Source organism: Pseudomonas sp. NFACC25 (genome assembly GCF_900100935.1).
Classification (GTDB): domain Bacteria; phylum Pseudomonadota; class Gammaproteobacteria; order Pseudomonadales; family Pseudomonadaceae; genus Aquipseudomonas; species Aquipseudomonas marginalis.
Genome location: NZ_FMUC01000001.1, coordinates 601,645 through 623,723, shown reverse-complemented (window position 1 = coordinate 623,723; position 22,079 = coordinate 601,645). Strand labels below are relative to the sequence as shown.

The following is a 22,079-nucleotide window of genomic DNA, read 5'->3' as shown; positions in this document are numbered from 1 at the left end:
GCATGCTGCCGTTCTGGATCGCCGTGCAGTTCCTGAGCAGTTTGCCGATTCGCCTGCCGGGTATGCCGCAGCCGCAGGAACTGGGGCGCTCGTTGCTGTTTTATCCCGTGGTCGGGTTGCTGTTCGGCGTGCTGCTGTGGGGGCTCAATACGCTTTTGATCGGATCGCCGCTGTTGTTGCACGCCGCGCTGCTGCTGACGGCCTGGGTGTTGCTCAGTGGCGGCCTGCATCTCGATGGCCTGGCGGACAGCGCCGACGCCTGGCTGGGTGGCTTCGGCGACCGCGAGCGCACCCTCAGCATCATGAAAGACCCGCGCAGCGGACCGATTGCCGTGGTCACCCTGGGCCTGGTGTTGCTGCTCAAGTTCACCGCACTGGTGGCCTTGATCGAACAGCGCAACGGTGTGGCGTTGATTCTCGCGCCGTTGATCGGGCGGGCGTCGATGCTGGGGTTGTTTCTCACCACCCGTTATGTGCGAGCGGGTGGCTTGGGCCAGGCGTTGTCGGATCATCTACCGCGCGTCGTCGGGCAACAGGTGCTGATTCTCAGTGGCCTGGCCTGCATCCTGATCGGTGGTTTCAGCGGGGGGCTCGCCGTGCTGCTCGCGGCCGTGTGTTTTATCGGCCTGCGCCAACTGATGGTCAATCGCCTCGGCGGCACCACAGGCGATACCGCTGGCGCGCTGCTGGAGCTGCTGGAAGTGGCTATTCTGGTCGGTTTGGCGTTGTAACACTTTCTTGCATTTCCTTAATCGCGGGTATATACACGTTCCATGCTTGCCTCCCAATGTTTATGCACCAACCTGCGACGTGCCGCCCGTGGCGTCAGCAGGCACTACGACGGCGCCCTCGACGGCTTCGGGATCAACGTCGCCCAGTATTCCTTGCTGTGCAACCTGCAGCGCCTCGATCAACCGAGCATTTCCAGCCTGGCCGACGCCATGGGCCTGGATCGCAGCACCTTGGGGCGCAACCTGCGGGTGTTGGAAGGTGAGGGCCTGGTGCGGATGGTAGAGGGCGATGACCTGCGCAACCGCCTGGTGCTGTTGACCGCCGCCGGTGAAGAGCGCCTGGCGGCAGCGTTACCCGCCTGGGAGGCGGCGCAACAGAAATTGATCGATCAACTCGGCGCGGAAAAACGCGAAACCCTGTTGGCCTTGCTGGATGAACTCGCCTGAACGCGGGTTTGTTCGAATACAAGCGGGTATATACCCGCGAACGGAGAATAAGAAATGACGTCGATGTGGCGCACCAGTGGTTGGATCCTTGTGGGGAGTGCGCTGATCCTGGCGTTGTCCTTGGGCGTGCGGCACGGGTTCGGCCTGTTCCTGGCGCCGATGAGCAGCGAATTCGGCTGGGGCCGTGAGACCTTTGCCTTTGCCATCGCCTTGCAGAACCTGATCTGGGGCCTGGCGCAGCCGTTTACCGGTGCCCTGGCCGACCGGTTCGGCGCCACCAGGGCGGTGTTTGTCGGCGGGGTGTTGTACGCCGCAGGCCTGGTGTTGATGGGGCTGTCGGATTCGGCGTGGTCATTGTCCTTGAGTGCCGGCCTGCTGATCGGGATTGGCCTGTCGGGTACATCGTTTTCGGTGATTCTGGGCGTGGTCGGCCGCGCCGTGGCGCCGGAAAAGCGCAGCATGGCCATGGGCATCGCCAGCGCCGCCGGTTCGTTTGGCCAGTTCGCCATGGTGCCGGGCACGTTGGGCTTGATCAGTTGGCTGGGCTGGTCGGCCGCCTTGCTGGCGCTGGGCTTGATGGTGGCGCTGATCCTGCCGCTGGTGAGCATGCTCAAGGACCGCCCGCTGCCGGTCATGGCCGGCCAGCAGACCCTGGGTGAAGCCTTGAAGGAAGCCTGCTCCCACTCCGGGTTCTGGCTGCTGGCCTTCGGCTTTTTCGTCTGCGGTTTCCAGGTGGTGTTTATTGGTGTGCACCTGCCGGCCTACCTGGTGGACCAGCACTTGCCGGCCACCGTCGGTACCACGGTGTTGGCGTTGATCGGGCTGTTCAATATCTTCGGTACCTACACCGCCGGCTGGCTCGGCGGGCGCATGTCCAAGCCGCGCCTGTTGACCGGGTTGTACCTGCTGCGCGCGGTGGTGATCATCCTGTTCCTGTGGGCACCGGTGACCGAAGTCACGGCCTACCTGTTCGGCATGGCCATGGGCTTTTTGTGGCTGTCCACGGTGCCGCTGACCAACGGCACGGTCGCCACGTTGTTCGGAGTGCGAAACCTGTCCATGCTCGGTGGGATCGTGTTCCTTTTCCACCAGCTTGGCTCGTTCCTTGGCGGCTGGTTGGGCGGAGTGGTCTATGATCGAACCGGTAACTACGATTTGATCTGGCAAGTCGCGATCCTGTTGAGCGTGCTCGCCGCAGCCCTGAATTGGCCGGTGCGTGAGCGGCCGGTGGCGCGATTGCAGGCGCAGATGGAGGCGGCATGAGTTCGACCTGGTATTGGTGTTGCGGGGCCGCCGCGACCGCGCTGTTGCTGGCCCTGGCCTGGTGGGGCTGGCAGCGCGGTGGCCTGGCGTTGATGCAACTGGGTATGTCGATCTGTTAAGTTCGGTGCCTGAACTTTTTAAAGGACTTTTCGACATGCAGATGCGCTGGCTGGCTGTACCTGTGCTGATGGCTGCTTTTGGCGGGGTGGCGTTGGCTGCCGATTGCCCGCCGTTGCTGGAGGGTCAACTGCCCAAGTTGCGCGCCAAGGAATCCATCGACCTGTGCCAACGTTTTGCCGGCAAGCCCCTGGTGATCGTCAACACGGCAAGCTTTTGCGGGTTCGCGCCGCAATTCAAAGGCCTCGAAGCGCTGTATCAGCGCTACAAGGATGAAGGGTTGGAGGTGATCGGCGTGCCATCCGATGACTTCAAGCAGGAAGCCAAGACCGGCGAAGAAACCGCCAAGGTCTGCTACGTGAACTACGGCGTGACCTTCACCATGACCGAGCCGCAGAAGGTCAAGGGTCCGGACGCGGTGCACCTGTTCAAGGTATTGGCGCAGCAGAGCAATGCGCCGAAGTGGAATTTCTACAAGTACGTGGTCGACCGCCAGGGCAAGGTGATTGCCGATTTCTCCAGCCTGACCAAGCCGGACAGCCCCGACCTGATCAAGGCGGTGGAGCAGGCGATAGCGTCCAAACCCTGATTATCGGGCACTGAAAAGCCCCGCCTCCCTTGCGGGAGAGCGGGGCTTTTTTACACCCATCCGGATCAGAAGGTGTAGGTCATGCCCAGGCCGAAACCGTTGGCACTGTTTTCGTATTTGGCGCGGTAACTGGCTGTCGACGGGGCGTTAGCCGTCTGGTTGATCTTGACGTCTTCTTCTTTCAGGTACGAATACGCCAAGTCGACGGTCATGTTATCCATGACTTTGTAGCCCAGGCCCACGCTGAAGATCGTACGGTCGCCCGTCGGGATGCGCGGCGAACGATCGGTGTTGTTGGCCGGGGATTGGTCGAAGGTCAGGCCGGTACGCAGCACGACTTGCTTGGTCAACTGATACGAGGTACCCACGGCGTAGGCCCAGGTGTCATGCCAGTTTTGTTCTTCGGTGATGGAACCGAGTTGGCTTGGCGCCAGTACGCCGCCGGCAGCCGTTACGCCTTCGTTGTTGACGGTGATCTCTTTCAGGCGACTCCAACGGGTCCAGGTTGCACCGCCGTAGAGTTTCCAGGCATCGGTCAGGTCTTGGGTGACCGACAGGTCGTAGGACTCTGGGGTGTCGATTTTCAACGAAGCGTCGTAACGGTTGTTACGCAGGAACGGTTGAGTGGCTGCTGGGCCGCTGACCGTGGTGTGGCCTTCCAGCTTGTATTTGACCTTCGAGTGGTAGGTCAGGCCCACGCGAGTGGTGTCGGTGGCCTGGACCAATACGCCGACGTTGAAACCCAGGGCGGTATCGTCACCCTTGATTTTGACGTTGGTATCGGAAGCGAGCGGGCTGAGGGTCTTGTCCGACTCGAGCACACCGGAAATCCGATTGATGGTCGGGCCGAAACCGATGGATACACGGTCGTTGAAGGCGTAGCTGACAGTGGGCTGGAAGGTCATGACCTTCACTTCGCTCTTGCTGCCGAAGCCACGGCCCTGGAAGCCGTTTTCATAGTCGGTCACCAGGCCGAACGGTGCGTATACACCGAAGCCGACGGCCCACTGATCGTTGAGTTTATTGGTGTAGAAACCGAATGGCACCGCGGTGAACGGAACCATGTCACCTTTGTTGGAGCCGCGAGAGTTGCCACCGGTATTGCTGATGTCGGTAGAGGCATCGATAGCCGCAACACCGCCGGTGATTTGCTGGCCATTCAGGCGCGACATACCGGCAGGGTTACCGTAGACAGTGCTTGCATCATCGGCAGAAGAAGAGCGGCCTGCGAAACCCGTACCCATCCCGCTGACACTCTGTTCGTTCAGTGCGAAACCGCTTGCGAACAGTTGGGAGGATGCCATGGCAACGGCGAGGCTAAGTGTGGTCTTGAGCATTACTTTTTTCATTATTAGAACTCCGTGGTGATCACCGCAGCGGAAAGTATCAATAAAATTAACATCGCGCTATAGGCTGTAATGCAGGAGATAGAGCGGTTTTGTAGGACAATCAGACCAAAATTCGGCTTTTTTGCCGAATCTTGCAAATTGCCCGGTCAGCAGGTCGCGTGATTCAAGGGCGAAACACAGGTTTGCCAGGCCTGGGCGAAATCCCGCAGCCTTCCTTGAGGATGAAATATTTCTTTCCAGATACGCGCCATGGCTAAAACATCACCGGGTGGTGGCAGGGCGGGGCTGTGTTGTTCGACCAGGAGCCAGGCGATGGCCGTGGCATAACGCAGGTTTACGGTGAGCTCCAGTTGGGGCGCACTGAGAAAGGCGTGTTGGCTGGCGAGCCCGCGTACCAGGCTGGCACGCTCGGGGTCGAGCGCCAGGTAGTTATCCCACAAGGCGCGATGGCGAGGTTCGGTGATGCTGTACAGGCCGTGGCCGCGTCGATCATGCAGGGCAGAACCCAATTCCGACTGGCTGGCGGCGATACCCAGCAGCAGTGACTCAGCCGTGGGGCTCTGCTGGCCGAGGTACGTCAGCGTCGGCCGGATCACATAACGACACAATTCACTGGCTGCGATACCCATACATGCCTCAATCCGTGAAAAGGGTCGACGAGCCCTGAGAAAGGGGGCTTGGCAGCAGTGGATCGGCTCTCAGGCTCGTCGGAAGCGGATCATGCCGCTTGAGTTGAAGTGTAGTGTCATATTCATGAGGTAAAGGACTGTTTTTAAAACATCTTCTTCAACCAGTTATAACGTTTATATCGATTTGAACTTAGTGCAAATACTCGAGGCAAGAATGACGGGCAATAAAAAACCCTGTGTTTTAAACAGGGTTTTTTGTGTTTCAGCGACTCGGGTCGATCAGGCAACCAGTGCCTGACGGGTACGCTCGATCACGGCCTGCAGCGGTTCAGCGCTGGAGTATTGATCGGGGTACAGGCGTTCGCTGTGACGGGCGATGCCATGTTCGTTGACCAGGGTGAAGCTGAAGCAGCCTTTGCGAGCGGCCATGATCAGGCAGTTCATTGGGGCAAAAGCGTTGGTGAGGGTGCGAATGGCATCCTGAGTGTGGATAGCGGACATATTATTGGTGTTCCTACAAATGACACGGATAAGAACCGTGCAACGTTAAAACGTTCCAGTAACGTTGATCACCATTGATCAAACGAAGAACCCGACTGGAACAAAGCAGCCAGTTTGAAGCGCTGATTAAGTTAGGCGCGCTTGGGCTGGCAGGTAGGTACTTAGGAGGGCAGGCAACACAACAAGGGCAAAGGTTCTGGGCCCGGGGTGAAGATCCTGATCAATTTGCAGGTTGGTTCGGTCAGAGTATGAAAACTTCGCGGCACCCTTTGCTTGTTCAAAGGCAGTGTCGTCGCAAGTGATACCTGGAAACCATCGAGGTGGTCGATCCCGTGTTGTTCAGGGGAGTTGTTCGACCAGAATTGACTTTCAGCTTGGTACTAACGCTGCGGATAGTAACGGATTGAAACAGGCAATGGAAGCGCGTTAATCAAAAAACTTCAATCAGCCGCCCAGCAGGCCGCGATACACCAGCACCGTGACGGCGGCGGCCAGGGAACAACCCAACCCATAGGCGGCCAGGGTCAGGCGCAAGGATTGGCCGGTCTCGACCATCTTCATCACATCGCCCATGTCGTCGATACGCCCTTCACCCAGCTCGATGCACAAGCTCACGGCGGTGAACGCGGCCGATAGCAGGATGGCGATGGCAAACAACGCCCCATCCGGGGATGGCAGCGCGACATTGATCCCTAATGAAATGGCGCAGATGGCGAGTAACAACACGGCGAATAACAGCATTCCTTTCATCGGCCCACTCAGCGTTGTGTTGTCCGTCGGGCAGTGTGGCGAGCTGGCAAAGATTTGAAAAGTCCCTGTTTTGCCTCGGCGGTAACATTTTTGAGGGCTATCGCTTCAAAAAAAGCCGGGGATATAACCATCGGGTCGGTACTTGTGCACATTAGTTGCGGCGTGTGTAACCAGGCTGTCGATCGCTGGACAGGGCTGCCATTTGCCTGCAATGGAAATTTAAGTCAATGAAAAATCTGGCTTTTTTTTATTGGTGAAAAAATCGTCAGTTTGACTGCGGGCCCCGTTCCATGGGCCTTTGCGCGAGTTAAAGGCTGGTTGTCCACTGAGTTATCCACAGCTTCTGTGGATTGTCCCGAGCGCTTGCTCTAGAACGGGCGTGCCGGGTTTTTTCAGCTTTACCTGTGCGAAAAAAAGAGTAGAGTGGCGCGCCTTCCGTTCTGTCCCACAGTGCTTTATGAAGTTTCGCTCAGTATCACCTTCTGTTACCGACACCCCCCAGACTGTTACCGCACCCAAGCGTTTTTCCTTGAAAGTCGCCCTGTGGTTGCTCGACAGCCCACGCCTGGGGCATAGCACCAACGTCAAACACTTCGCCGGGCGCTTGCTCAAGCAGCCGGCCCGTGAGGGCGTAGTGGCTGCGCAAAGCCGTCTGGGCCAATTGATGTGCCGCGAGTGCGGCAACGCCCGCGACCGCCGCATCGGCCACGATCTGCTGCGCCTGGCCGCCCGTGCCGGTGACCGCCGTGCCCAACGGGAACTGGGTCAGGTCGAAGACTGAGCTGTCCTCACGCTCTACGCTTGGTTAACCTTGCTCCTTTTCGGTGATGGCAGAAATGGCTATGGTTTTTGACTGGACCAGTGTTGCCCTGGGCCTGGCTGGCGCCGCAGTGCCTTTATTGGCGGTGTGCTGGCAGATTCAGCGGCGGTTGACCGCGCGGACCACCGGTTGGGAACTGCTCGAAGAGCGCCTGGCCACTGCGCAACTGGCCCAGGAGGGCCTCGCCGCTCAACTGGATGCCAGTCGCGATGAAATCAGCGATCTGAGCCAGGCCAACGCCGCCAAGCAAGCGGACCTGGCTGCAGTGCGCCGCGAGGTCGAGCTGTTGCAGATCGACCGCGACAACGCCCGCGACGCCGCCCACGCCTGGAACCTTGACCGCAGCGCCAAGGAAACCGAATTACGCCGCCTCGACGCATTGTCGGCCGCCTTGCGCGCCGAACTGCGCGAGCAGCAGGAAAGCCATCAGCAGCGCCTCGCCGACCTGCAGGGCTCGCGGGACGAGTTGCGTGCGCAATTCGCTGAGCTGGCCGGCAAGATCTTCGATGAGCGTGAGCAGCGCTTTGCCGAGACCAGCCAGGAGCGCCTTGGCCAGTTGCTCGATCCCTTGAAGGAACGCATCCAGTCCTTCGAAAAACGCGTGGAAGAGAGCTATCAGAACGAGGCTCGCGAGCGCTTTTCCCTGGCCAAGGAGCTTGAACGCCTGCAGCAGCTGAACCTGCGTCTGTCAGACGAAGCCACCAACCTGACCCGCGCCCTCAAGGGCCAGAAAACCCAGGGCAACTGGGGTGAGTTGATCCTCGAACGGGTGCTGGAACACGCCGGCCTGGAGAAGGGCCGCGAGTACCAGACCCAGGTCAGCTTGAAGGGCCCGGACGGTGAGCGCTTCCAACCGGATGTGCTGATCATGCTGCCCGGCGACAAGCAGGTGGTGGTGGATTCCAAGGTCAGCCTGACCGCGTACCAGCAGTATGTCGCGGCGGATGACGAGGTGATCGGCCAGGCAGCCTTGAAGCAGCACGTACTGTCGCTGCGCAATCACGTCAAAGGCTTGGCCGGCAAGGATTACAAACGCCTGGAAGGCCTGCACAGCCTGGATTTCGTGTTGTTGTTCGTACCGATCGAAGCCGCTTTTTCCGCGGCCTTGCAGGCCGAACCGAATCTGTTCCAAGAGGCCTTCGACCGGCATATCGTGATCGTCAGCCCAACGACGCTGCTCGCCACCCTGCGGGTGATCGACAGTCTCTGGAAGCAAGAGCGTCAAAGCCAGAACGCCCGCGAAATCGCCGAACGCGCCGGGTGGCTGTACGACAAGTTCGTGCTGTTTATCCAGGACCTGGACGAAGTGGGCAATCGTCTACAGCAATTGGACAAGGCTTACAGCGCGGCGCGGAACAAGCTGACAGATGGGCGCGGAAACCTGGTCAGTCGCACCGAGCAATTAAAGTTGCTCGGTGCGCGTGCCAGCAAAAGCCTGCCGGCGGATTTGCTGGAGCGGGCGATGACCGACGCCGACGGCGTGGCGCACCTGCCCGAATAAACACAATCCGAAAGGTGGAAGGGGGCAAGCCCCCTCCCCAATTTTGACTGAGTACATCCGGTTTACAGCGGTAAGTGTCGACTCAGCAACGCCCGCAGCGCGGCGGGTTTCACCGGTTTGGCGAGGTAATCCAACCCTGCCGCATGCACCTCTGCCACCATCTCCGGGCGGCCGTCGGCACTGATGACCACACCGGGAATCGGCTCCGCCATTTGCGCCCGCAGCCAGCCCATGAGCTCGGTGCCGGTCTCGCCGTGGTCGAGGTGGTAATCCACCAGCGCCAGTTGCGGGCGTACGCCTTGCTCCAGCAGCGCCGCACATTGCGCCTGGTCGGTGGCGGTCCACACTTCACAGCCCCAACGTGTCAGCAGGCTGCGCATACCGATCAGGATGCTCTCTTCGTTATCCACGCAGAGCACTTGCGCGCCGCTTAACGGCAGGCCGTTCTCCTGGGCAGGCTTGGGCTGCGGGCTGGCCTGGTTGCGTGCCAGCGGCACACGCACGCTGAACACGCTGCCCTTGCCCGGCCAGGAGCGTACGCTCAAGCGATGGCCCAGCACCCGGCACAGGCCGTCGGCAATCGCCAGGCCCAGGCCCAGGCCTTTCTCGGCGCGGGTCTGGTGGCTGTCCAGGCGCTTGAACTCTTCGAAGATCACCTTCTGTTTATCCAACGGGATGCCAGGGCCTCGGTCCCAGACTTCCAGGCACAGCTCGCCCTTGCGCCGACGTACGCCCAGCAGCACCGGGCCGTCGGCATACCGGAAAGCGTTAGTCAGGAAATTCTGCAGGATCCGCCGCAGCAACTTGATGTCACTGTCCACGCGCAAGCGGCTGCCGCGCAGGCGAAAACGCAGGCCTTGTTCCTGGGCCAGGGCCTTGAATTCCGCGCCGAGGGTGTCGAACAGTTCGTTGAGCACAAAGGGCTGGCGCTGCGGGTTGATCTTGCCGTTTTCCAGGCGCGAGATATCCAGCAGGTCGCTGATCAGGTCTTCGGCCGAACGCAGCGAGCTGTCCAGGTGCTGTACCAGTTGCCGGGCTTCGCTGGACAGGCCGTCGTTCTGGTGGGAAAGGGCGGCGGAGAACAGCCGGGCGGCGTTCAGCGGTTGCATCAGGTCATGGCTGACGGCCGCGAGGAAGCGGGTCTTTGACTGGCTGGCGGACTCGGCAACGCCCTTGGCATCGGTGAGCGCCACATTGAGCTGCGACAGTTCGTGGGTGCGCTCGGTCACCCGTTGCTCGAGGCCTTCGTTGGCCTCGGTAAGTGCCTGCTCGGCCTCGCGGAACGCGGTAATGTCGGTGAAGCTCATGACGAAGCCGCCGCCGGGCATCGGGTTGCCGATCAGCTCGATCACCCGCCCATTCGGGAACAGCCGCTCTGAGGTATGCGCGCGGCCCTGGCGCATCCAGTGCAGGCGGCGTGCCACGTGGACCTCGGCTTCGCCCGGTCCGCACAGGCCGCGCTCGGCGTTGTAGCGGATGATGTCGGCAATCGGTCGGCCTACGCTGATCAGCCCGTCCGGGTAATTGAACAACTCCAGGTAACGCCGGTTCCAGGCCACCAGCTTGAGGGACTGGTCCACCACACTGATGCCCTGGGTGATGTTCTCGATGGCGCCTTGCAGCAAGGCACGATTGAATTGCAGCACTTCGGACGCTTCGTCGGCGATGCGTACCACGTCTTCCAGCTGCATTTCCCGCCCTTCGATCGCCGCTTTCACCACGGCCCGGGTCGAGGATGCGCCGAGCACACCGGCCAGCAATCGCTCGGTGTGGGCGATCCAGTCGTTGTCGGCATTCTGGTTGGGGTTAAAGCCTTTGCCCTGGCGATAGGCGAAGCGGATAAAACTCTGCTGGGCCCGTTCTTCGCCGACAAACCGCGCGGCCAGGCTGAGCAGGTCGCTGATCTGTACCGACAGCATCGAGCGGGCATTGGCGCGCGGGCTGATTTCCTGGCCGATAAAGCGCCCGGCTTGCCAGTGTTCCGACACGCGCGTGCGCGACAGCATCGACACCCACACGAACAGCGTGAAGTTACCTGTCAGGGAGAACACGGTGCCCAGGGTCAGTGAGGTGACGGACAAACCGAGCGGGTGCGAATGCATCCACGTCAGCCCCGGGAAAATGGCGAGGGACCAACCCAGGCTTTTCGCGGTAACCGGCAGGACCAAGGTGTAGAACCACAGGAACGTACCCGCCGCCAGCCCCGCAAATACACCGCGTCGGTTGGCTTGCTTCCAATACAGTGCGCCAAGCATGGCCGGGGCCAGTTGAGTCACTGCGGCAAACGCGATCTGGCCGATGGTCGCCAGGCTCGCGGTGGAGCCCAGCAGGCGGTAGCTGACATACGCCAGCAGCAGGATGATCACGATGCTGACCCGGCGCACCGACAGCATCCAGTGGCGGAACACTTCGAACGGGCGCTCGGCGCTGGAACGGCGCAGCAGCCAGGGCAGCAGCATGTCGTTGGAGACCATGGTCGACAAGGCGATGCTCGCCACGATCACCATGCCGGTGGCCGCCGACGCACCGCCGATAAACGCCAGCACGGCGAGGGCCGGGTGAGCCTCGGCCATGGGCAGGCTGATCACGTAGGAGTCCGGCAGCACCGAGCCGGGCAGCATCATCTTGCCGCCCAAGGCGATCGGCACGACAAACAGTGCTGCGAGGATCAGGTAGGCCGGGAACACCCACTTGGCCAGGCGCAGATCCTGGGGGTCGATATTCTCGACGACCGTCACATGGAACTGCCGGGGCAAGCAGATGATCGCCATCATGGCGACGCCGGTCTGCACCACCATCGACGGCCAGTTGATGGTTTCCTTCCAGTATTCCTCCAGGCGTGGCGCGAGCATCGCCTGGCTGAACAGGTCGCCGAAACCGTCGTACAGGCCGTAGGTCACGAACGCCCCGACCGCGAGAAAGGCGAACAGCTTCACCAACGATTCAAACGCAATCGCCAGCACCATGCCGCGGTGGTGTTCGGTGGCGTCGAGGTTGCGGGTACCGAACACAATGGTGAACAACGCCAGCACCAGGGACACGATCAAGGCGGTGTCTTGCGCGCGGGTGCCGGTGGTGTCGGCACCTGCGCCAATCAGCAGGTTGACCCCCAGCACAATGCCTTTGAGTTGCAGGGCGATATAAGGCAGCACGCCCACCAGGCAGATCAGCGCGACCACCACCGCCAGGGACTGGGATTTGCCATAGCGTGCGGCGATGAAGTCGGCGATGGAGGTGATGTTTTCCTGCTTGCTGATCAGGATCATCTTCTGCAGGACCCAGGGTGCCAACACCAGCAACAGCACCGGTCCCAGGTAGATCGGTAAGAACGCCCACAGCTGTTCGGCGGCCTGGCCTACTGCGCCGAAGAAGGTCCAGCTGGTGCAGTAGACGGCCAGCGACAGGCTATAGACCCAGGCACGCATGCGCGGCGGCAGCGGCGCACGGCGGCGGTCACCGTAGAAGGCGATGGCAAACATAATGGCCATATAGGCCAGGGCTACGGCGGCGATCAGCCCGCTGGACAGCGTCATGGTAACTCCGAGCATGAGAACACCCAGGCATTCCAGGCCCGGTTGGACAGTCTCGCATGATGCCTGGGGTTAGTCAGTGTCGACCAAGGTCGTGTGGGATCTAATGTCGCAGGGGGCGCTCAGCGCGGTGGCAAGGTTTTCTGGCGCAGGATGTAGATTGTCACCAGCACGGCGCTGGTCAGCATGAAGCCACGTGCCCATGGCAACGGCACCAGGTAGCAGGAAAAACCGATACTCAGCCACATCAGGCCGATGGCGTAGACCTTGCCCTTGAGCGGGATGCCGTTGCCGTCCAGGTAGTCACGAATCCAGGGACCCAGGCGCGGGTGTTCCACCAGCCACTGGTAGAAGCGCGGGGAGCTGCGAGCGAAGCAGGCGGCGGCGAGCAGGAGGAAGGGGGTGGTCGGCAATACCGGCAGGAAAATACCGATTACTCCCAACGCTACGCTCAGCCAGCCGATGGCCAGCAGCACGTAGCGCAGGAGCAGAGAGCTATTGCCCATGGGTGTCACGGGCAAGCGACTCAGTGGTGGCGTGGCTTGAGGATCGCCGGTTTTTCGTCAGGCGCATTGCACAGCAGGTACAGGGCGGTCAGTGCTTCCGGGATCTGTACGATCATGTCGTCCATCAGGTTGGCGTCGGCGGCGATGTCGGAAAATTCAGCTTCTTCCTCGAACAGCCCCGAACCGACCATGATCGGCAAGAGCATTTCACTGACTTCTTCCTCGGCGGTTTCGAACCAGGCGGCTTCACGCAGGAACACACCTTCCATGAAGCCGATGCACCAGCCGCGCAGGTCGGAGTCGTCCGGATCTTCGCCCAGGTCCAGCTCGCACGGCAACTCGAACTCTTCATCGGAGGCCAGTTGGCGCGAGATGTGGGCCTTGAGGGCCAGCAGGGTGGATTCGATTTCTTCGCGCTGGGCGGCGTCGGCGTAGTGCGGCTCTTCGGCGAACAGTGCGTCGATCCATTCACGGTCGGGAACGACCTCGGAGCAGATCGACAGGGCGGTCAGGTAGCCGTGGGCGGCCACGTAGTCCAGCGCCTCGTCATGCAGCTCATCGGCGTCGAGGAAGGCTTGCAGGCGGGTTAGTTGCTCAGCGAAGGACATTGAAGGACTACCTTGGGAATAAACGATGCTGAATTCTAGGCTTTCTTGCGCGCCCAAGCCAGTCGGCATGCATATTTGCCAGGTTTTAGAGACGGGCTGCAATTCGTCAGCGGCACCCTTTGCCGGATGACGCTCGGGTATACTGCCGCGTTTTGTGATGCCCTTGCAGGCCAAGCGCCAGGTCGAGAAAACTTCGCTTACGGATTATTTTCCGTGAGCCCGCATTTTTTCGACCAGCCTGTACAGAGGGATTTCGGCACTATTTTGTTGGAGTTATACATGCTCGATCAGGCTCAACGCGTCCTCAAGGACATCTTCGGCTACGACAGTTTTCGTGGCCGCCAGGGTGCGATCATTGAGCGCGTGGCCAAGGGCGGTGATGCCCTGGTCCTGATGCCTACCGGTGGTGGCAAGTCGTTGTGCTTCCAGGTGCCGGCGTTGTTGCGCAACGGGCTGGCAGTGGTGGTGTCGCCCCTGATCGCGTTGATGGACGACCAGGTTGCGACCCTGGAAGAACTCGGCGTTGCCGCCGCCGCCTTGAACTCCACCCTCAGTGCCGAGCAGCAACGCGACCTGGCCGCGCGGATCAAGCGCGGTGAAGTGAAGATGCTTTACCTGGCACCTGAGCGCCTGGTGCAGCCGCGCATGCTGGCGTTTTTGCAGAGCCTGGAAATTGCCCTGTTCGCCATCGACGAAGCCCACTGCGTATCGCAATGGGGGCATGATTTCCGCCGCGAATATTTGCAGCTCGGTCAACTGGCGGAGCTGTTCCCGGACGTCCCGCGTATCGCCCTGACCGCCACGGCCGACAAGCGCACCCGTGAAGAAATCGTCGAGCGTCTGCACCTGCAGAACGCCGAGCGTTTCCTGTCGAGCTTCGACCGGCCGAATATTTTCTACCGCATCGTGCCCAAGGAGCAGCCGCGCAAGCAGTTGCTGGCGTTTCTCTCCGAGCGGCGCAGCGATGCGGGCATTGTCTATTGCCTGTCGCGCAAGAAGGTCGATGAAGTGGCCGCGTTCCTCTGCGAACAGGGTTACCCGGCGCTGCCGTACCACGCCGGCCTGCCCAACGAAACGCGCGCTGCCCACCAGAAGCGCTTCCTCAACGAGGAAGGCCTGATCATGGTGGCCACCATCGCGTTCGGCATGGGCATCGACAAATCCAACGTGCGCTTCGTCGCCCATATGGACCTGCCCAAGTCCCTCGAGGCCTATTACCAGGAGACCGGGCGTGCCGGCCGTGATGGCCTGCCGGCGGATGCCTGGATGGTCTACGGCCTGCAGGATGTGGTGATGCTCAAGCAGATGCTGCAGAACTCCGAAGGCGATGAGCGCCACAAGCGCCTGGAGCAGCACAAGCTCGACGCGATGCTCTCGTTGTGTGAAGAGACCCGCTGCCGCCGCCAGACCTTGCTGGCCTACTTCGACGAGGACATGCCGCAACCGTGCGGTCACTGCGATAACTGCATCGATGGGGTGCAGACCTGGGACGCCACCGAGCCCGCGCGCCAGGCACTGTCGACGATCTACCGCACCGGCCAGCGTTATGGCGTCGGTCATCTGGTGGATGTATTGCTGGGCAAGGACAACGAAAAAGTGCGCAGCTTCGGCCACGAGAAACTCTCGGTCTACGGCGTCGGCAAGGCCCGTGCCGAGGGCGAGTGGCGTTCGCTGTTCCGGCAGATGGTCGCGCGTGGCCTGGTGGACATCGATATCGAAGGGTACGGCGGCCTGCGCCTGAACGACAGCTGCCGGCCGCTGCTCAAGGGCGAGGTGAGCCTGGAGCTGCGCCGCGACCTCAAGCCGCAAACCACCGCCAAGACCAGCACCAGCCAGGCCAGCCAGCTTGTACGAGGCGAGGAGCGCGAACAGTGGGAAGCCCTGCGTACCCTGCGACGCAAACTGGCCCAGGAACACAGCGTGCCGCCGTACGTTATTTTCCCCGACTCCACCTTGCTGGAAATGCTGCGCGAGCAGCCCACCACCATGGCCGAAATGGCGCGGGTCAGCGGCGTCGGTGCGCGCAAGCTGGAGCGCTACGGCCAGGCGTTCCTCGAAGTGCTCGGTGGCCAGGCCGAAGCGCCGAAGGAAATCGCCGATATTCGCCATGAGCTGATCAGCCTGGCCCGCGCCGGCATGACCCCGATCCAGATCGCCGGCCAGCTGCAATGCACGGAGAAAAACGTCTATACCTTGCTGGCCGAAGCCATCGGCAAGCAGCAGTTGTCATTGGAGCAGGCCCTTGATTTGCCGGAAGATTTGCTCGGCGAAATCCAGGATGCATTCCTGGACGGAGAAGGCGAATTGCCACCGGTTGCGGAGATTGCACCGCTGTTTACCGGGCGTGTTCCTGAAGGGGTTTTGTACTGCGTGCGGGCCGCTTTGCAGTCTGAATTCGAAATTTAGTGTGCCAATTACGACAATGTAACGAATCAGTACATAGCAACTCTTGCCTAGTGACATGGCTCATGCTTAGCTGACTAATAATTAGCCATACTTTATTTTCAGTCTAAACCATGAGTTTTTTATGCCGTTAACCGATCAACACCGTTTTGGCATGCAGCTGGCGCAAATGTCCCGAGGTTGGCGCGCCGAGCTCGACCGCCGTTTGGCCGGGTTGGGCCTGTCCCAGGCGCGCTGGCTGGTGCTGCTGCACCTGGCCCGTTTTGAAGAGGCCCCCACCCAGCGTGAGTTGGCGCAAAGCGTCGGCGTAGAAGGGCCGACCCTGGCCCGGTTGCTCGACAGCCTCGAAGGCCAGGGCCTGGTGCAACGCCAGGCCGTGGTGGAGGACCGTCGCGCCAAGCGCATCCTGCTGTGTGACACCGCCAAGCCGTTGATCGAGCAGATCGAGACGATCGCCACGGCGTTGCGTCACGAGCTGTTTGTGGGCATTGACGAAGAAGATATGCGTGTCTGCATGCGGGTGCATGGGCACATCCTGGCAAACCTGGAAAAATCCTGATCCGAGCCCTGTAGCAAGGGTTAGAAGGTTTGCCCGAGGTTCAGGTATACCGCCTTCTGATTATCATCGTTGAACCCATAGCTGAAATTCAGCGGCCCCAGCGGCGTATCAAACCCGAGGAAAATACTCGCGGCGTTGATATAGCCGCTGTCGAACTCATTGTCGTTGTTCCACGCCCGGCCGCGTTCCAGGGACGCGCCCAGGTACAGCGGGAAATCCAGCGGCAGATAGGAGCGCGGTGTCAGCCGGCGGTAGTACACCGCGCGCATCAAGCTGATGTTCTGCCCGGAAATCGCATCCTGGCGGAAGCCCGATAACTGCCGCGCACCGCCCAGCAGGAAGCTGGAAATCACCACGTCCGAATCATCCAGGGTGCGCCCGTAGCGCCCGCCCAGCACCAGCGTGTCCGGACCGTGGCTCATGGCCTTGTCCAGCTTGAACTCCCATTGTCGATAGCGCTGGTCCGAGCCCAGCCCCGGTTCGAATTCGCGAAACGCCAGGCCAATGTCCTCGCCGCTGTGGGGGAAGTACACGTTATCCAGGGAGTCGAAGGAATACTTCAGTTCATAGAAGCCTTCGCTGAAGCTCACACTTGGCAGGTCGCGGTCGCCGATGCGCACATCCGCCTTGCCCCAGGCCTCGCCGACACCGAAGCGGATCTCGCCGCTGTTGCCGATCTGCCGCCCCACGTTGAGGCCGAAACCGTAGCGTTCCAGGCGGTATTCGGAGATGGGGTCGTTGTCCAGGATCAGCTCGACGTTCTGTGCCTGGGCGCTGATATACGGCGCGACAAAGTAGCGCGAACCGGTATCCATCGGCTGGTAGAACTCGCTGTAAAGCTCCTGCCGATCACCGATCTGCACCCGCGTCAGCCACTCGGCGCCCAGGCGATTGATGCCGTTCATGCGGTAGCTGGCGCCGAGGTTGAAGGCGCTGTCGCCGCGCATATCGTCCGACAGGTTCAGGCCCAGGCGCAGGTAGTCGGTGCCGCTGCGTTTGCCGCGCGCGCTGATCACCAGGGTGTTGTCCTGGCCCTTTTTCACCACGCGGTATTGCACCTGCTCGAAGTAATCCAGGCCATACAGGGTGCCCATGTCGGTCTGCAGGCGGCCAAGTTCCAGCGGTTGGCCCAACGGTTGGCGGATGTAGTAGCGGATCACGTCGTCGCTGACCTTCGAGTCGTTCTCCACCTTGATCGCGGTGATCACCGGGGTGCGTTCGCCCGCGGTGCGCGCGGCCACCAGTTGCGGGTCGATCGGCTCGGCGGGGCGCAAATGGGCCAGGCGAACGTCAAGGGCGCGGGTGGCGCGGTAGCCGGCGTCGATCATGTCCTTGGCGCGGCCGAAATCCGTCACGCCATAGGCGGCCAGGGGCGGCTGGATCAGGACGTCCCTGGGCTGCAGGGCCTTGAGTTGTTCTTCGGAGTTGCGCCGGGTCATCAGGGTGATGGACTGGTTGAGCACGTCCACCACCGTCGCCAGTTGCTTGCGTGAACGCAGCGGGGTGCCGATGTCGACCACGATGGCGATGTCCACGCCCATCTCACGCGCCACATCCAGTGGGATGTTATCGGTCATGCCGCCATCCACCAGCAGGCGGCCATCCAGCTCCACCGGCGCGAACACGGCCGGGATCGACATGCTGGCGCGGATCACCTGGGGCAGGTGGCCCTTGCTGAACACCACTTTCTCGCCGGTGGTGATGTCGGTGGCCACGGCGCGAAAGGGGATCGGCAGCTTGTCGAAATTACGCGTGTTGCTGGTGTGGGCGAACATGCTTTCCAGCAGCAGCGCCAGGTTCTGGCCCTGGATCACGCCAAGGGGCAGGCCGAGGCTGCCGTCATCGCGGAAGCTGAGCTTCTGCTTGACCAGGAAATCCCGGTCATCCTGCTTGCGTCGAAACGGCACGTCTTCCCGTGGCGGTGCGTCGGACAGCGCCTGTTGCCAGTCGATGCCCAGGGCCAGTTTTTCCAGCTCATCGATCTTGTAGCCCGACGCATACAGCCCGCCAATCACCGCGCCCATGCTGGTGCCGGCAATCGCGTCGATATGAATACCCTGTTCCTCCAGGGCCTTGAGCACGCCGATATGGGCCAGGCCTCGGGCGGCACCGCCGGACAGCACCAGGCCGATTTTGGGGCGGGGCGTCTCAACGGCGTCGGCAAGAAGCGGGAGCAGGCACAGGAACAGGCAGGACAACAGGCGGCGCATCATGAATCTCGAGGCTGGGCGATAAAGGCCGGTATTATAGCCATCCGATCCACCGAGCCCGTTACGCCAGGAGCCTCTCAAATTATGTCGTTGAGCAAACCCGAGATTGTCATCACCTATTGCACCCAGTGCCAGTGGCTGCTGCGCGCCGCGTGGCTGGCGCAGGAGTTGTTGAGTACGTTTGCCGATGACCTCGGCCGGGTGGCGCTGGAGCCGGCCACCGGCGGTGCGTTTCGGATCACCTGCGACGGTGTGCAGATCTGGGAGCGCAAGGCGGATGGTGGCTTCCCTGAAGCCAAGGTGCTCAAGCAACGGGTGCGCGACCAGATCGACCCACACCGCGACCTGGGCCACAACGACCGTACGCAATGAAGGTCACCGCTACATCAGGGCGGTGACCCCTCAGTGCGCCGCTATTTGGCGGCCATCTTGCTTTTGATGAAGCCCACGACCCAGGTCAGCACCAGGCCGCCCACGCCGCCGCCGACGATATTGCTGCCGACTGCTGCCACATCCAGCGCCTCGCCGCCCGATGTGCCGGTCAGCGCGGCTACGACCTGGCCCAGCACGAGCCCGCCGACACCCCCCAGCATGGTATTGAGCCCGGTGCCCAGGCTTTGTTTGGTCATGCCGGCCAAATTGCCACCGACGGCACCGCTGATGATCTGAACCAACAAGCTGATGAACATTTCCATGATGAAACCCCTGCATCGCGTTGATGGAGTGACCACTCGCGTGCAGCAACTGCAGAAAACACCATGGCTGTCGTCGAGGAGTCTGTATCCGTTGAACGACGGCTGACTGTTGCGGATGTTTAAAGTATAGATCAGGCCGTTGCAGCGGGCTGCTTGGCCTGGCTGGCGCTGCCCATCAGCCCGGAAAGCACGATGGCGACGATGATCAACGCGCCGCCCAGCAACATGCGCAGGGTCGGGGTTTCGGCAAACAGCAGCCAGGCTACCGTGATGCCATAGACCGGCTCCATGGCGAACACCACCGAGGCGGTGCGTGCCTTGATCACCGCGAGGCTGGCGACAAACAGGCTGTGGGCCAGGCCGGTGCAGAACACCCCAAGCAGGCCGATCCACAACCAGTCCAGCGCGCGAACGTCCGCCAGCCCCGGCGCGGCCACGGGCAGCAGGCACACCGCGACCACCACGTTCTGGCACAGCGCTGCCTGCACGGCGGGAATCCGTCCGGAGCTGGCGCGGTTGTTCAGCGACAACAATGAGAACAGCAAGCCCGAGACAATTCCCCAAAGCAGGCCGCCCGTGGCTTCGCTGGCGAGATTGAAGTCCGGCGTCACCAGCACCAGGCCAACGGTGACCAGGGCCACCAGCACGATCTCATTGGCGCGAATACGCTCGCGGAAGATCAGCCCTTCGAGGATCACGGTAAACGCCGGGAATGCGGTGAACCCCAGCGTGGCGACGGCCACGCCGGCGACCTTGACGGCAATGAAGAACGTCACCCAATGCGCCGCCAGCAACACGCCGCTGACCAGCAGGCGACGCCAGTCCTGCGGCGCCAGGGTTTTCCAGGGGGCGTTGCTGGCGAAGCGCGCAAACACTGCCAGGGCAATCACGGCAAATGCGGCACGACCGAAGACGATGATGGCCGGGGAGGCGGCCGCCAGCTTGCCGAATACGCCGGTGAGGCCAAACATCAATGCGCCGATATGCAAGGCGCCGAGGGCTGAGCGGGGAGTCATTGCGATCCTTGAACCAACGGGAGTGACAGGTTCGCAGTCTAGAGGGTGCAGGTGTGTGCGTCTGTCGTGGGACTCGCGATTTTTAGCGCAAGGCTCGCCCTATGGGGCGCGCCGCAACGCGCCGGGAGAGGCGCCGAATTCACGCAGCATAGCGGCGGCAAAGGCACTTTGTGAGGTGTAGCCCACCCGCTCGGCGATTTCACCGATGGGCAGCGGCGTCTCGCGTAGCAGGTTCAGGGCCAGTTGCAGGCGCCGGCTGCGGATGTAATCCATGGGCGTCTGCCCGCATTCGGCGATGAAGCGCGCATGCAGGCGCGCCACCGACAGGCCGGCGATACGCGCCAGGTCGGCGACCTGCAACGGATGGGCGACGTGTCGCTCGATATGCGCATTGAATGCCGCATACGGCAGGCGGCGGCCCGGCACCTGCGGGGCCTGCGGATGATTGAGGCTGGCCAGCAACAGCACCGCACCCTGTTGGACGATCAGTGGATCATCCACAGGGCCGTGCGCCAGCCATTGCACCAGTTGGTGTTGCCGGGGATCCAGGGCCAGGCGTGCCGGTTGATCGAGCAGGCGGCGGCTGGCGTCGGCGTGTTCGCCCAGGGATTGCAGGAGCCAATGCTCCGTGGGCACATCCAGCACCAGGCAACGGCTGCCATCGCGACTGCCACAGGCGTGGTGGGCGGAGAAGGGCAGCACCATCACGCTGCTTTCGCGCACCTGGCTGCCACGGCCGTCGACTTCCAGGTCCAGGTGGCCGGACAGGCCGAACACCAACTGTGCATGGTCATGGCTGTGGGCGATGGGCGCTTCGAGGTAGTGGCGTAGCGTGAGCGACGGTCTCATCGCGGTCTCCTGGGCGGCAGGGCGCCAGTCTACAACGCTTCGCGGCCGGCGGGCGCTGTCATCGGACTGACGCACGACTGTCATGGGCTATTAATCGCCAGGGTGCAAGCTCGCGAAAACAGCGTCGAGGGATGCCCATGACCAGTGCCGAGTTCACCAAGCCCAGCCGCAAGCAGCGGGTTCGTACCCTGTGGATTTCCGACGTGCACCTGGGCACCCGGGATTGCCAGGCCGAACACCTGTCGCAGTTCCTCAAGGGCTACCACGCCGATAAGGTCTACCTGGTGGGCGATATCATCGACGGCTGGAAAATGCGCGGCGGCATGTATTGGCCCCAGGCCCACACCAACGTGATCCGTCGCCTGCTGACCATGGCCAAGCGCGGGACCGAGGTGATCTACGTGACCGGCAACCACGACGAGTTCCTGCGCCGCTACTCCAAGCTGATCCTGGGCAATATCCAGTTGGTGGATGAGGCGGTGCACGTGACGGCCGACGGTCGCCATCTGCTGGTGATCCACGGCGACCAGTTCGATGTGATCACCCGCTACCACCGTTGGCTGGCGTTCCTGGGCGACTCGGCCTACGAGTTCACCCTCACCTTGAACCGCTGGTTGAACCACTGGCGCGCCCGCTACGGCTATGGCTACTGGTCTTTGTCGGCGTACCTGAAACACAAGGTCAAAACCGCCGTGAGCTTTATCAGCGATTTTGAAGAAGCCATCGCCCACGAAGTGACCCGGCGCGAGTTGCATGGCGTGGTGTGCGGGCATATCCACCATGCGGAGATTCGCAAGGTGGGCGAGGTGGATTACCTCAACTGCGGGGATTGGGTGGAGTCGTGCACGGCGTTGATCGAGCACTGGGATGGGAGCATCGAGTTGTATCGCTTGGCGGATGCCCAGGCGAAAGAAGCGCTGCTGAAAGCCGAGATGGTCGCCAGCTGAGGGGTGTGCTCGGTCAAAATGTGGGAGGGAGTAAGCCCCCTCCCACATTTTCAGTCCTG

The 22,079-nt window shown here is 61.6% G+C and carries 22 protein-coding genes; 11 read left to right on the top strand and 11 right to left on the bottom strand.

Going from position 1 to position 22,079, the window contains the following annotated elements:
- The first annotated feature begins 2 nt into the window (after window positions 1–2).
- The 5 genes from BLQ09_RS02985 (at window position 3) to BLQ09_RS02970 (ending at window position 3,147) form a co-directional block, all read left to right on the top strand.
- A complete protein-coding gene (locus tag BLQ09_RS02985; RefSeq protein WP_092355229.1) occupies window positions 3–731 on the top strand; it encodes an adenosylcobinamide-GDP ribazoletransferase in 729 nt (242 codons plus the stop codon).
- Window positions 732–773: 42 nt separating this feature from the next.
- A complete protein-coding gene (locus tag BLQ09_RS02980; protein WP_027603812.1) occupies window positions 774–1,178 on the top strand; it encodes a MarR family winged helix-turn-helix transcriptional regulator in 405 nt (134 codons plus the stop codon).
- Between the two features lie 63 nt (window positions 1,179–1,241).
- Window positions 1,242–2,441 (top strand): MFS transporter, encoded by a 1,200-nt coding sequence (locus BLQ09_RS02975; protein ID WP_166655305.1) that lies wholly within the window; start codon window positions 1,242–1,244, stop codon window positions 2,439–2,441.
- Entirely contained in the window at window positions 2,438–2,560 is a 123-nt protein-coding gene (locus BLQ09_RS31450) for a hypothetical protein (RefSeq protein WP_256568629.1), read from the top strand. The genes BLQ09_RS02975 and BLQ09_RS31450 overlap by 4 nt, the downstream gene beginning before the upstream one ends.
- Before the next feature lie 35 nt (window positions 2,561–2,595).
- Window positions 2,596–3,147 carry a glutathione peroxidase gene (locus BLQ09_RS02970; protein WP_027603814.1) on the top strand — a complete coding sequence of 184 codons (552 nt, stop codon included), beginning with the start codon at window positions 2,596–2,598 and terminating at the stop codon, window positions 3,145–3,147.
- 65 nt (window positions 3,148–3,212) lie between these two features.
- On the opposite strand, the gene BLQ09_RS02965 is transcribed toward BLQ09_RS02970, so the two are convergent.
- The 4 genes from BLQ09_RS02965 to BLQ09_RS02945 form a co-directional block, all read right to left on the bottom strand.
- Window positions 3,213–4,496, bottom strand: coding sequence for an OmpP1/FadL family transporter (locus BLQ09_RS02965; RefSeq protein WP_092355226.1), 1,284 nt, complete (start codon window positions 4,494–4,496; stop codon window positions 3,213–3,215).
- A gap of 146 nt (window positions 4,497–4,642) precedes the next feature.
- A complete protein-coding gene (locus tag BLQ09_RS02960; RefSeq protein WP_092355223.1) occupies window positions 4,643–5,125 on the bottom strand; it encodes a hypothetical protein in 483 nt (160 codons plus the stop codon).
- Between the two features lie 279 nt (window positions 5,126–5,404).
- Window positions 5,405–5,626 carry a hypothetical protein gene (locus tag BLQ09_RS02955; RefSeq protein ID WP_010563939.1) on the bottom strand — a complete coding sequence of 74 codons (222 nt, stop codon included), beginning with the start codon at window positions 5,624–5,626 and terminating at the stop codon, window positions 5,405–5,407.
- Window positions 5,627–6,070: 444 nt separating this feature from the next.
- Window positions 6,071–6,376, bottom strand: a complete 306-nt coding sequence (locus BLQ09_RS02945) for a hypothetical protein (protein WP_065940586.1) — start codon at window positions 6,374–6,376, stop codon at window positions 6,071–6,073.
- Between the two features lie 457 nt (window positions 6,377–6,833).
- On the opposite strand from BLQ09_RS02945, the gene BLQ09_RS02940 reads away from it, so the two are divergent.
- Together BLQ09_RS02940 and rmuC are read left to right on the top strand one after the other, a co-directional pair.
- A complete protein-coding gene (locus BLQ09_RS02940; protein ID WP_043293316.1) occupies window positions 6,834–7,157 on the top strand; it encodes an SEL1-like repeat protein in 324 nt (107 codons plus the stop codon).
- A gap of 175 nt (window positions 7,158–7,332) precedes the next feature.
- Entirely contained in the window at window positions 7,333–8,697 is a 1,365-nt protein-coding gene (gene rmuC, locus BLQ09_RS02935) for a DNA recombination protein RmuC (RefSeq protein ID WP_174557006.1), read from the top strand.
- Between the two features lie 62 nt (window positions 8,698–8,759).
- Here the strand turns inward: rmuC and BLQ09_RS02930 are convergent, their stop codons facing one another.
- The 3 genes from BLQ09_RS02930 to BLQ09_RS02920 all read right to left on the bottom strand — a co-directional run bounded on the left by BLQ09_RS02930 (window position 8,760) and on the right by BLQ09_RS02920 (window position 13,341).
- The gene (locus BLQ09_RS02930; protein ID WP_092355220.1) at window positions 8,760–12,230 is read right to left on the bottom strand and encodes a hybrid sensor histidine kinase/response regulator; all 3,471 of its coding nucleotides are present in this window, start codon (window positions 12,228–12,230) and stop codon (window positions 8,760–8,762) included.
- Window positions 12,231–12,349: 119 nt separating this feature from the next.
- Window positions 12,350–12,733 (bottom strand): YbaN family protein, encoded by a 384-nt coding sequence (locus BLQ09_RS02925; protein WP_092355217.1) that lies wholly within the window; start codon window positions 12,731–12,733, stop codon window positions 12,350–12,352.
- Window positions 12,734–12,753: 20 nt separating this feature from the next.
- The gene (locus BLQ09_RS02920; protein ID WP_092355215.1) at window positions 12,754–13,341 is read right to left on the bottom strand and encodes a UPF0149 family protein; all 588 of its coding nucleotides are present in this window, start codon (window positions 13,339–13,341) and stop codon (window positions 12,754–12,756) included.
- A 279-nt stretch (window positions 13,342–13,620) separates the two neighbouring features.
- Here BLQ09_RS02920 and recQ point away from each other — a divergent pair, with 279 nt between their 5' ends.
- Window positions 13,621–15,747, top strand: coding sequence for a DNA helicase RecQ (gene recQ / locus BLQ09_RS02915; RefSeq protein WP_065946836.1), 2,127 nt, complete (start codon window positions 13,621–13,623; stop codon window positions 15,745–15,747).
- A gap of 121 nt (window positions 15,748–15,868) precedes the next feature.
- Window positions 15,869–16,303 carry a MarR family transcriptional regulator gene (locus BLQ09_RS02910; RefSeq protein WP_027603824.1) on the top strand — a complete coding sequence of 145 codons (435 nt, stop codon included), beginning with the start codon at window positions 15,869–15,871 and terminating at the stop codon, window positions 16,301–16,303.
- A 20-nt stretch (window positions 16,304–16,323) separates the two neighbouring features.
- Here BLQ09_RS02910 and BLQ09_RS02905 read toward each other — a convergent pair whose 3' ends face one another.
- A complete protein-coding gene (locus tag BLQ09_RS02905; RefSeq protein ID WP_092355212.1) occupies window positions 16,324–18,513 on the bottom strand; it encodes a patatin-like phospholipase family protein in 2,190 nt (729 codons plus the stop codon).
- A gap of 84 nt (window positions 18,514–18,597) precedes the next feature.
- Between BLQ09_RS02905 and BLQ09_RS02900 the strand changes: the two genes are divergently transcribed.
- Window positions 18,598–18,885: an Rdx family protein gene (locus BLQ09_RS02900; protein ID WP_092355209.1), complete on the top strand. Its 288-nt coding sequence runs from the start codon at window positions 18,598–18,600 to the stop codon at window positions 18,883–18,885.
- 41 nt (window positions 18,886–18,926) lie between these two features.
- Here BLQ09_RS02900 and BLQ09_RS02895 read toward each other — a convergent pair whose 3' ends face one another.
- The 3 genes from BLQ09_RS02895 to BLQ09_RS02885 form a co-directional block, all read right to left on the bottom strand.
- Entirely contained in the window at window positions 18,927–19,208 is a 282-nt protein-coding gene (locus tag BLQ09_RS02895) for a hypothetical protein (RefSeq protein WP_027603827.1), read from the bottom strand.
- A gap of 131 nt (window positions 19,209–19,339) precedes the next feature.
- Window positions 19,340–20,224 (bottom strand): DMT family transporter, encoded by an 885-nt coding sequence (locus tag BLQ09_RS02890; RefSeq protein WP_027603828.1) that lies wholly within the window; start codon window positions 20,222–20,224, stop codon window positions 19,340–19,342.
- 99 nt (window positions 20,225–20,323) lie between these two features.
- On the bottom strand, window positions 20,324–21,073 hold the full coding sequence (locus tag BLQ09_RS02885; RefSeq protein ID WP_027603829.1) for a helix-turn-helix transcriptional regulator: 750 nt from the start codon (window positions 21,071–21,073) through the stop codon (window positions 20,324–20,326).
- Between the two features lie 137 nt (window positions 21,074–21,210).
- Here BLQ09_RS02885 and BLQ09_RS02880 point away from each other — a divergent pair, with 137 nt between their 5' ends.
- On the top strand, window positions 21,211–22,020 hold the full coding sequence (locus tag BLQ09_RS02880; RefSeq protein ID WP_027603830.1) for a UDP-2,3-diacylglucosamine diphosphatase: 810 nt from the start codon (window positions 21,211–21,213) through the stop codon (window positions 22,018–22,020).
- The last annotated feature ends 59 nt before the right edge of the window (window positions 22,021–22,079 follow it).

Bases quoted from the DNA above. Each gene is read 5' to 3' on its own strand.
- BLQ09_RS02985 (WP_092355229.1), top strand. From the start codon at position 3: ATGCTGCCGTTCTGGATCGCCGTGCAGTTCCTGAGCAGTTTGCCGATT.
- BLQ09_RS02980 (WP_027603812.1), top strand. From the start codon at position 774: ATGCTTGCCTCCCAATGTTTATGCACCAACCTGCGACGTGCCGCCCGT.
- BLQ09_RS02975 (WP_166655305.1), top strand. From the start codon at position 1,242: ATGTGGCGCACCAGTGGTTGGATCCTTGTGGGGAGTGCGCTGATCCTG.
- BLQ09_RS31450 (WP_256568629.1), top strand. From the start codon at position 2,438: ATGAGTTCGACCTGGTATTGGTGTTGCGGGGCCGCCGCGACCGCGCTG.
- BLQ09_RS02970 (WP_027603814.1), top strand. From the start codon at position 2,596: ATGCAGATGCGCTGGCTGGCTGTACCTGTGCTGATGGCTGCTTTTGGC.
- BLQ09_RS02965 (WP_092355226.1), bottom strand. From the start codon at position 4,496: ATGAAAAAAGTAATGCTCAAGACCACACTTAGCCTCGCCGTTGCCATG.
- BLQ09_RS02960 (WP_092355223.1), bottom strand. From the start codon at position 5,125: ATGGGTATCGCAGCCAGTGAATTGTGTCGTTATGTGATCCGGCCGACG.
- BLQ09_RS02955 (WP_010563939.1), bottom strand. From the start codon at position 5,626: ATGTCCGCTATCCACACTCAGGATGCCATTCGCACCCTCACCAACGCT.
- BLQ09_RS02945 (WP_065940586.1), bottom strand. From the start codon at position 6,376: ATGAAAGGAATGCTGTTATTCGCCGTGTTGTTACTCGCCATCTGCGCC.
- BLQ09_RS02940 (WP_043293316.1), top strand. From the start codon at position 6,834: ATGAAGTTTCGCTCAGTATCACCTTCTGTTACCGACACCCCCCAGACT.
- BLQ09_RS02930 (WP_092355220.1), bottom strand. From the start codon at position 12,230: ATGACGCTGTCCAGCGGGCTGATCGCCGCCGTAGCCCTGGCCTATATG.
- BLQ09_RS02925 (WP_092355217.1), bottom strand. From the start codon at position 12,733: ATGGGCAATAGCTCTCTGCTCCTGCGCTACGTGCTGCTGGCCATCGGC.
- BLQ09_RS02920 (WP_092355215.1), bottom strand. From the start codon at position 13,341: ATGTCCTTCGCTGAGCAACTAACCCGCCTGCAAGCCTTCCTCGACGCC.
- recQ (WP_065946836.1), top strand. From the start codon at position 13,621: ATGCTCGATCAGGCTCAACGCGTCCTCAAGGACATCTTCGGCTACGAC.
- BLQ09_RS02910 (WP_027603824.1), top strand. From the start codon at position 15,869: ATGCCGTTAACCGATCAACACCGTTTTGGCATGCAGCTGGCGCAAATG.
- BLQ09_RS02905 (WP_092355212.1), bottom strand. From the start codon at position 18,513: ATGCGCCGCCTGTTGTCCTGCCTGTTCCTGTGCCTGCTCCCGCTTCTT.
- BLQ09_RS02900 (WP_092355209.1), top strand. From the start codon at position 18,598: ATGTCGTTGAGCAAACCCGAGATTGTCATCACCTATTGCACCCAGTGC.
- BLQ09_RS02895 (WP_027603827.1), bottom strand. From the start codon at position 19,208: ATGGAAATGTTCATCAGCTTGTTGGTTCAGATCATCAGCGGTGCCGTC.
- BLQ09_RS02890 (WP_027603828.1), bottom strand. From the start codon at position 20,224: ATGACTCCCCGCTCAGCCCTCGGCGCCTTGCATATCGGCGCATTGATG.
- BLQ09_RS02885 (WP_027603829.1), bottom strand. From the start codon at position 21,073: ATGAGACCGTCGCTCACGCTACGCCACTACCTCGAAGCGCCCATCGCC.
- BLQ09_RS02880 (WP_027603830.1), top strand. From the start codon at position 21,211: ATGACCAGTGCCGAGTTCACCAAGCCCAGCCGCAAGCAGCGGGTTCGT.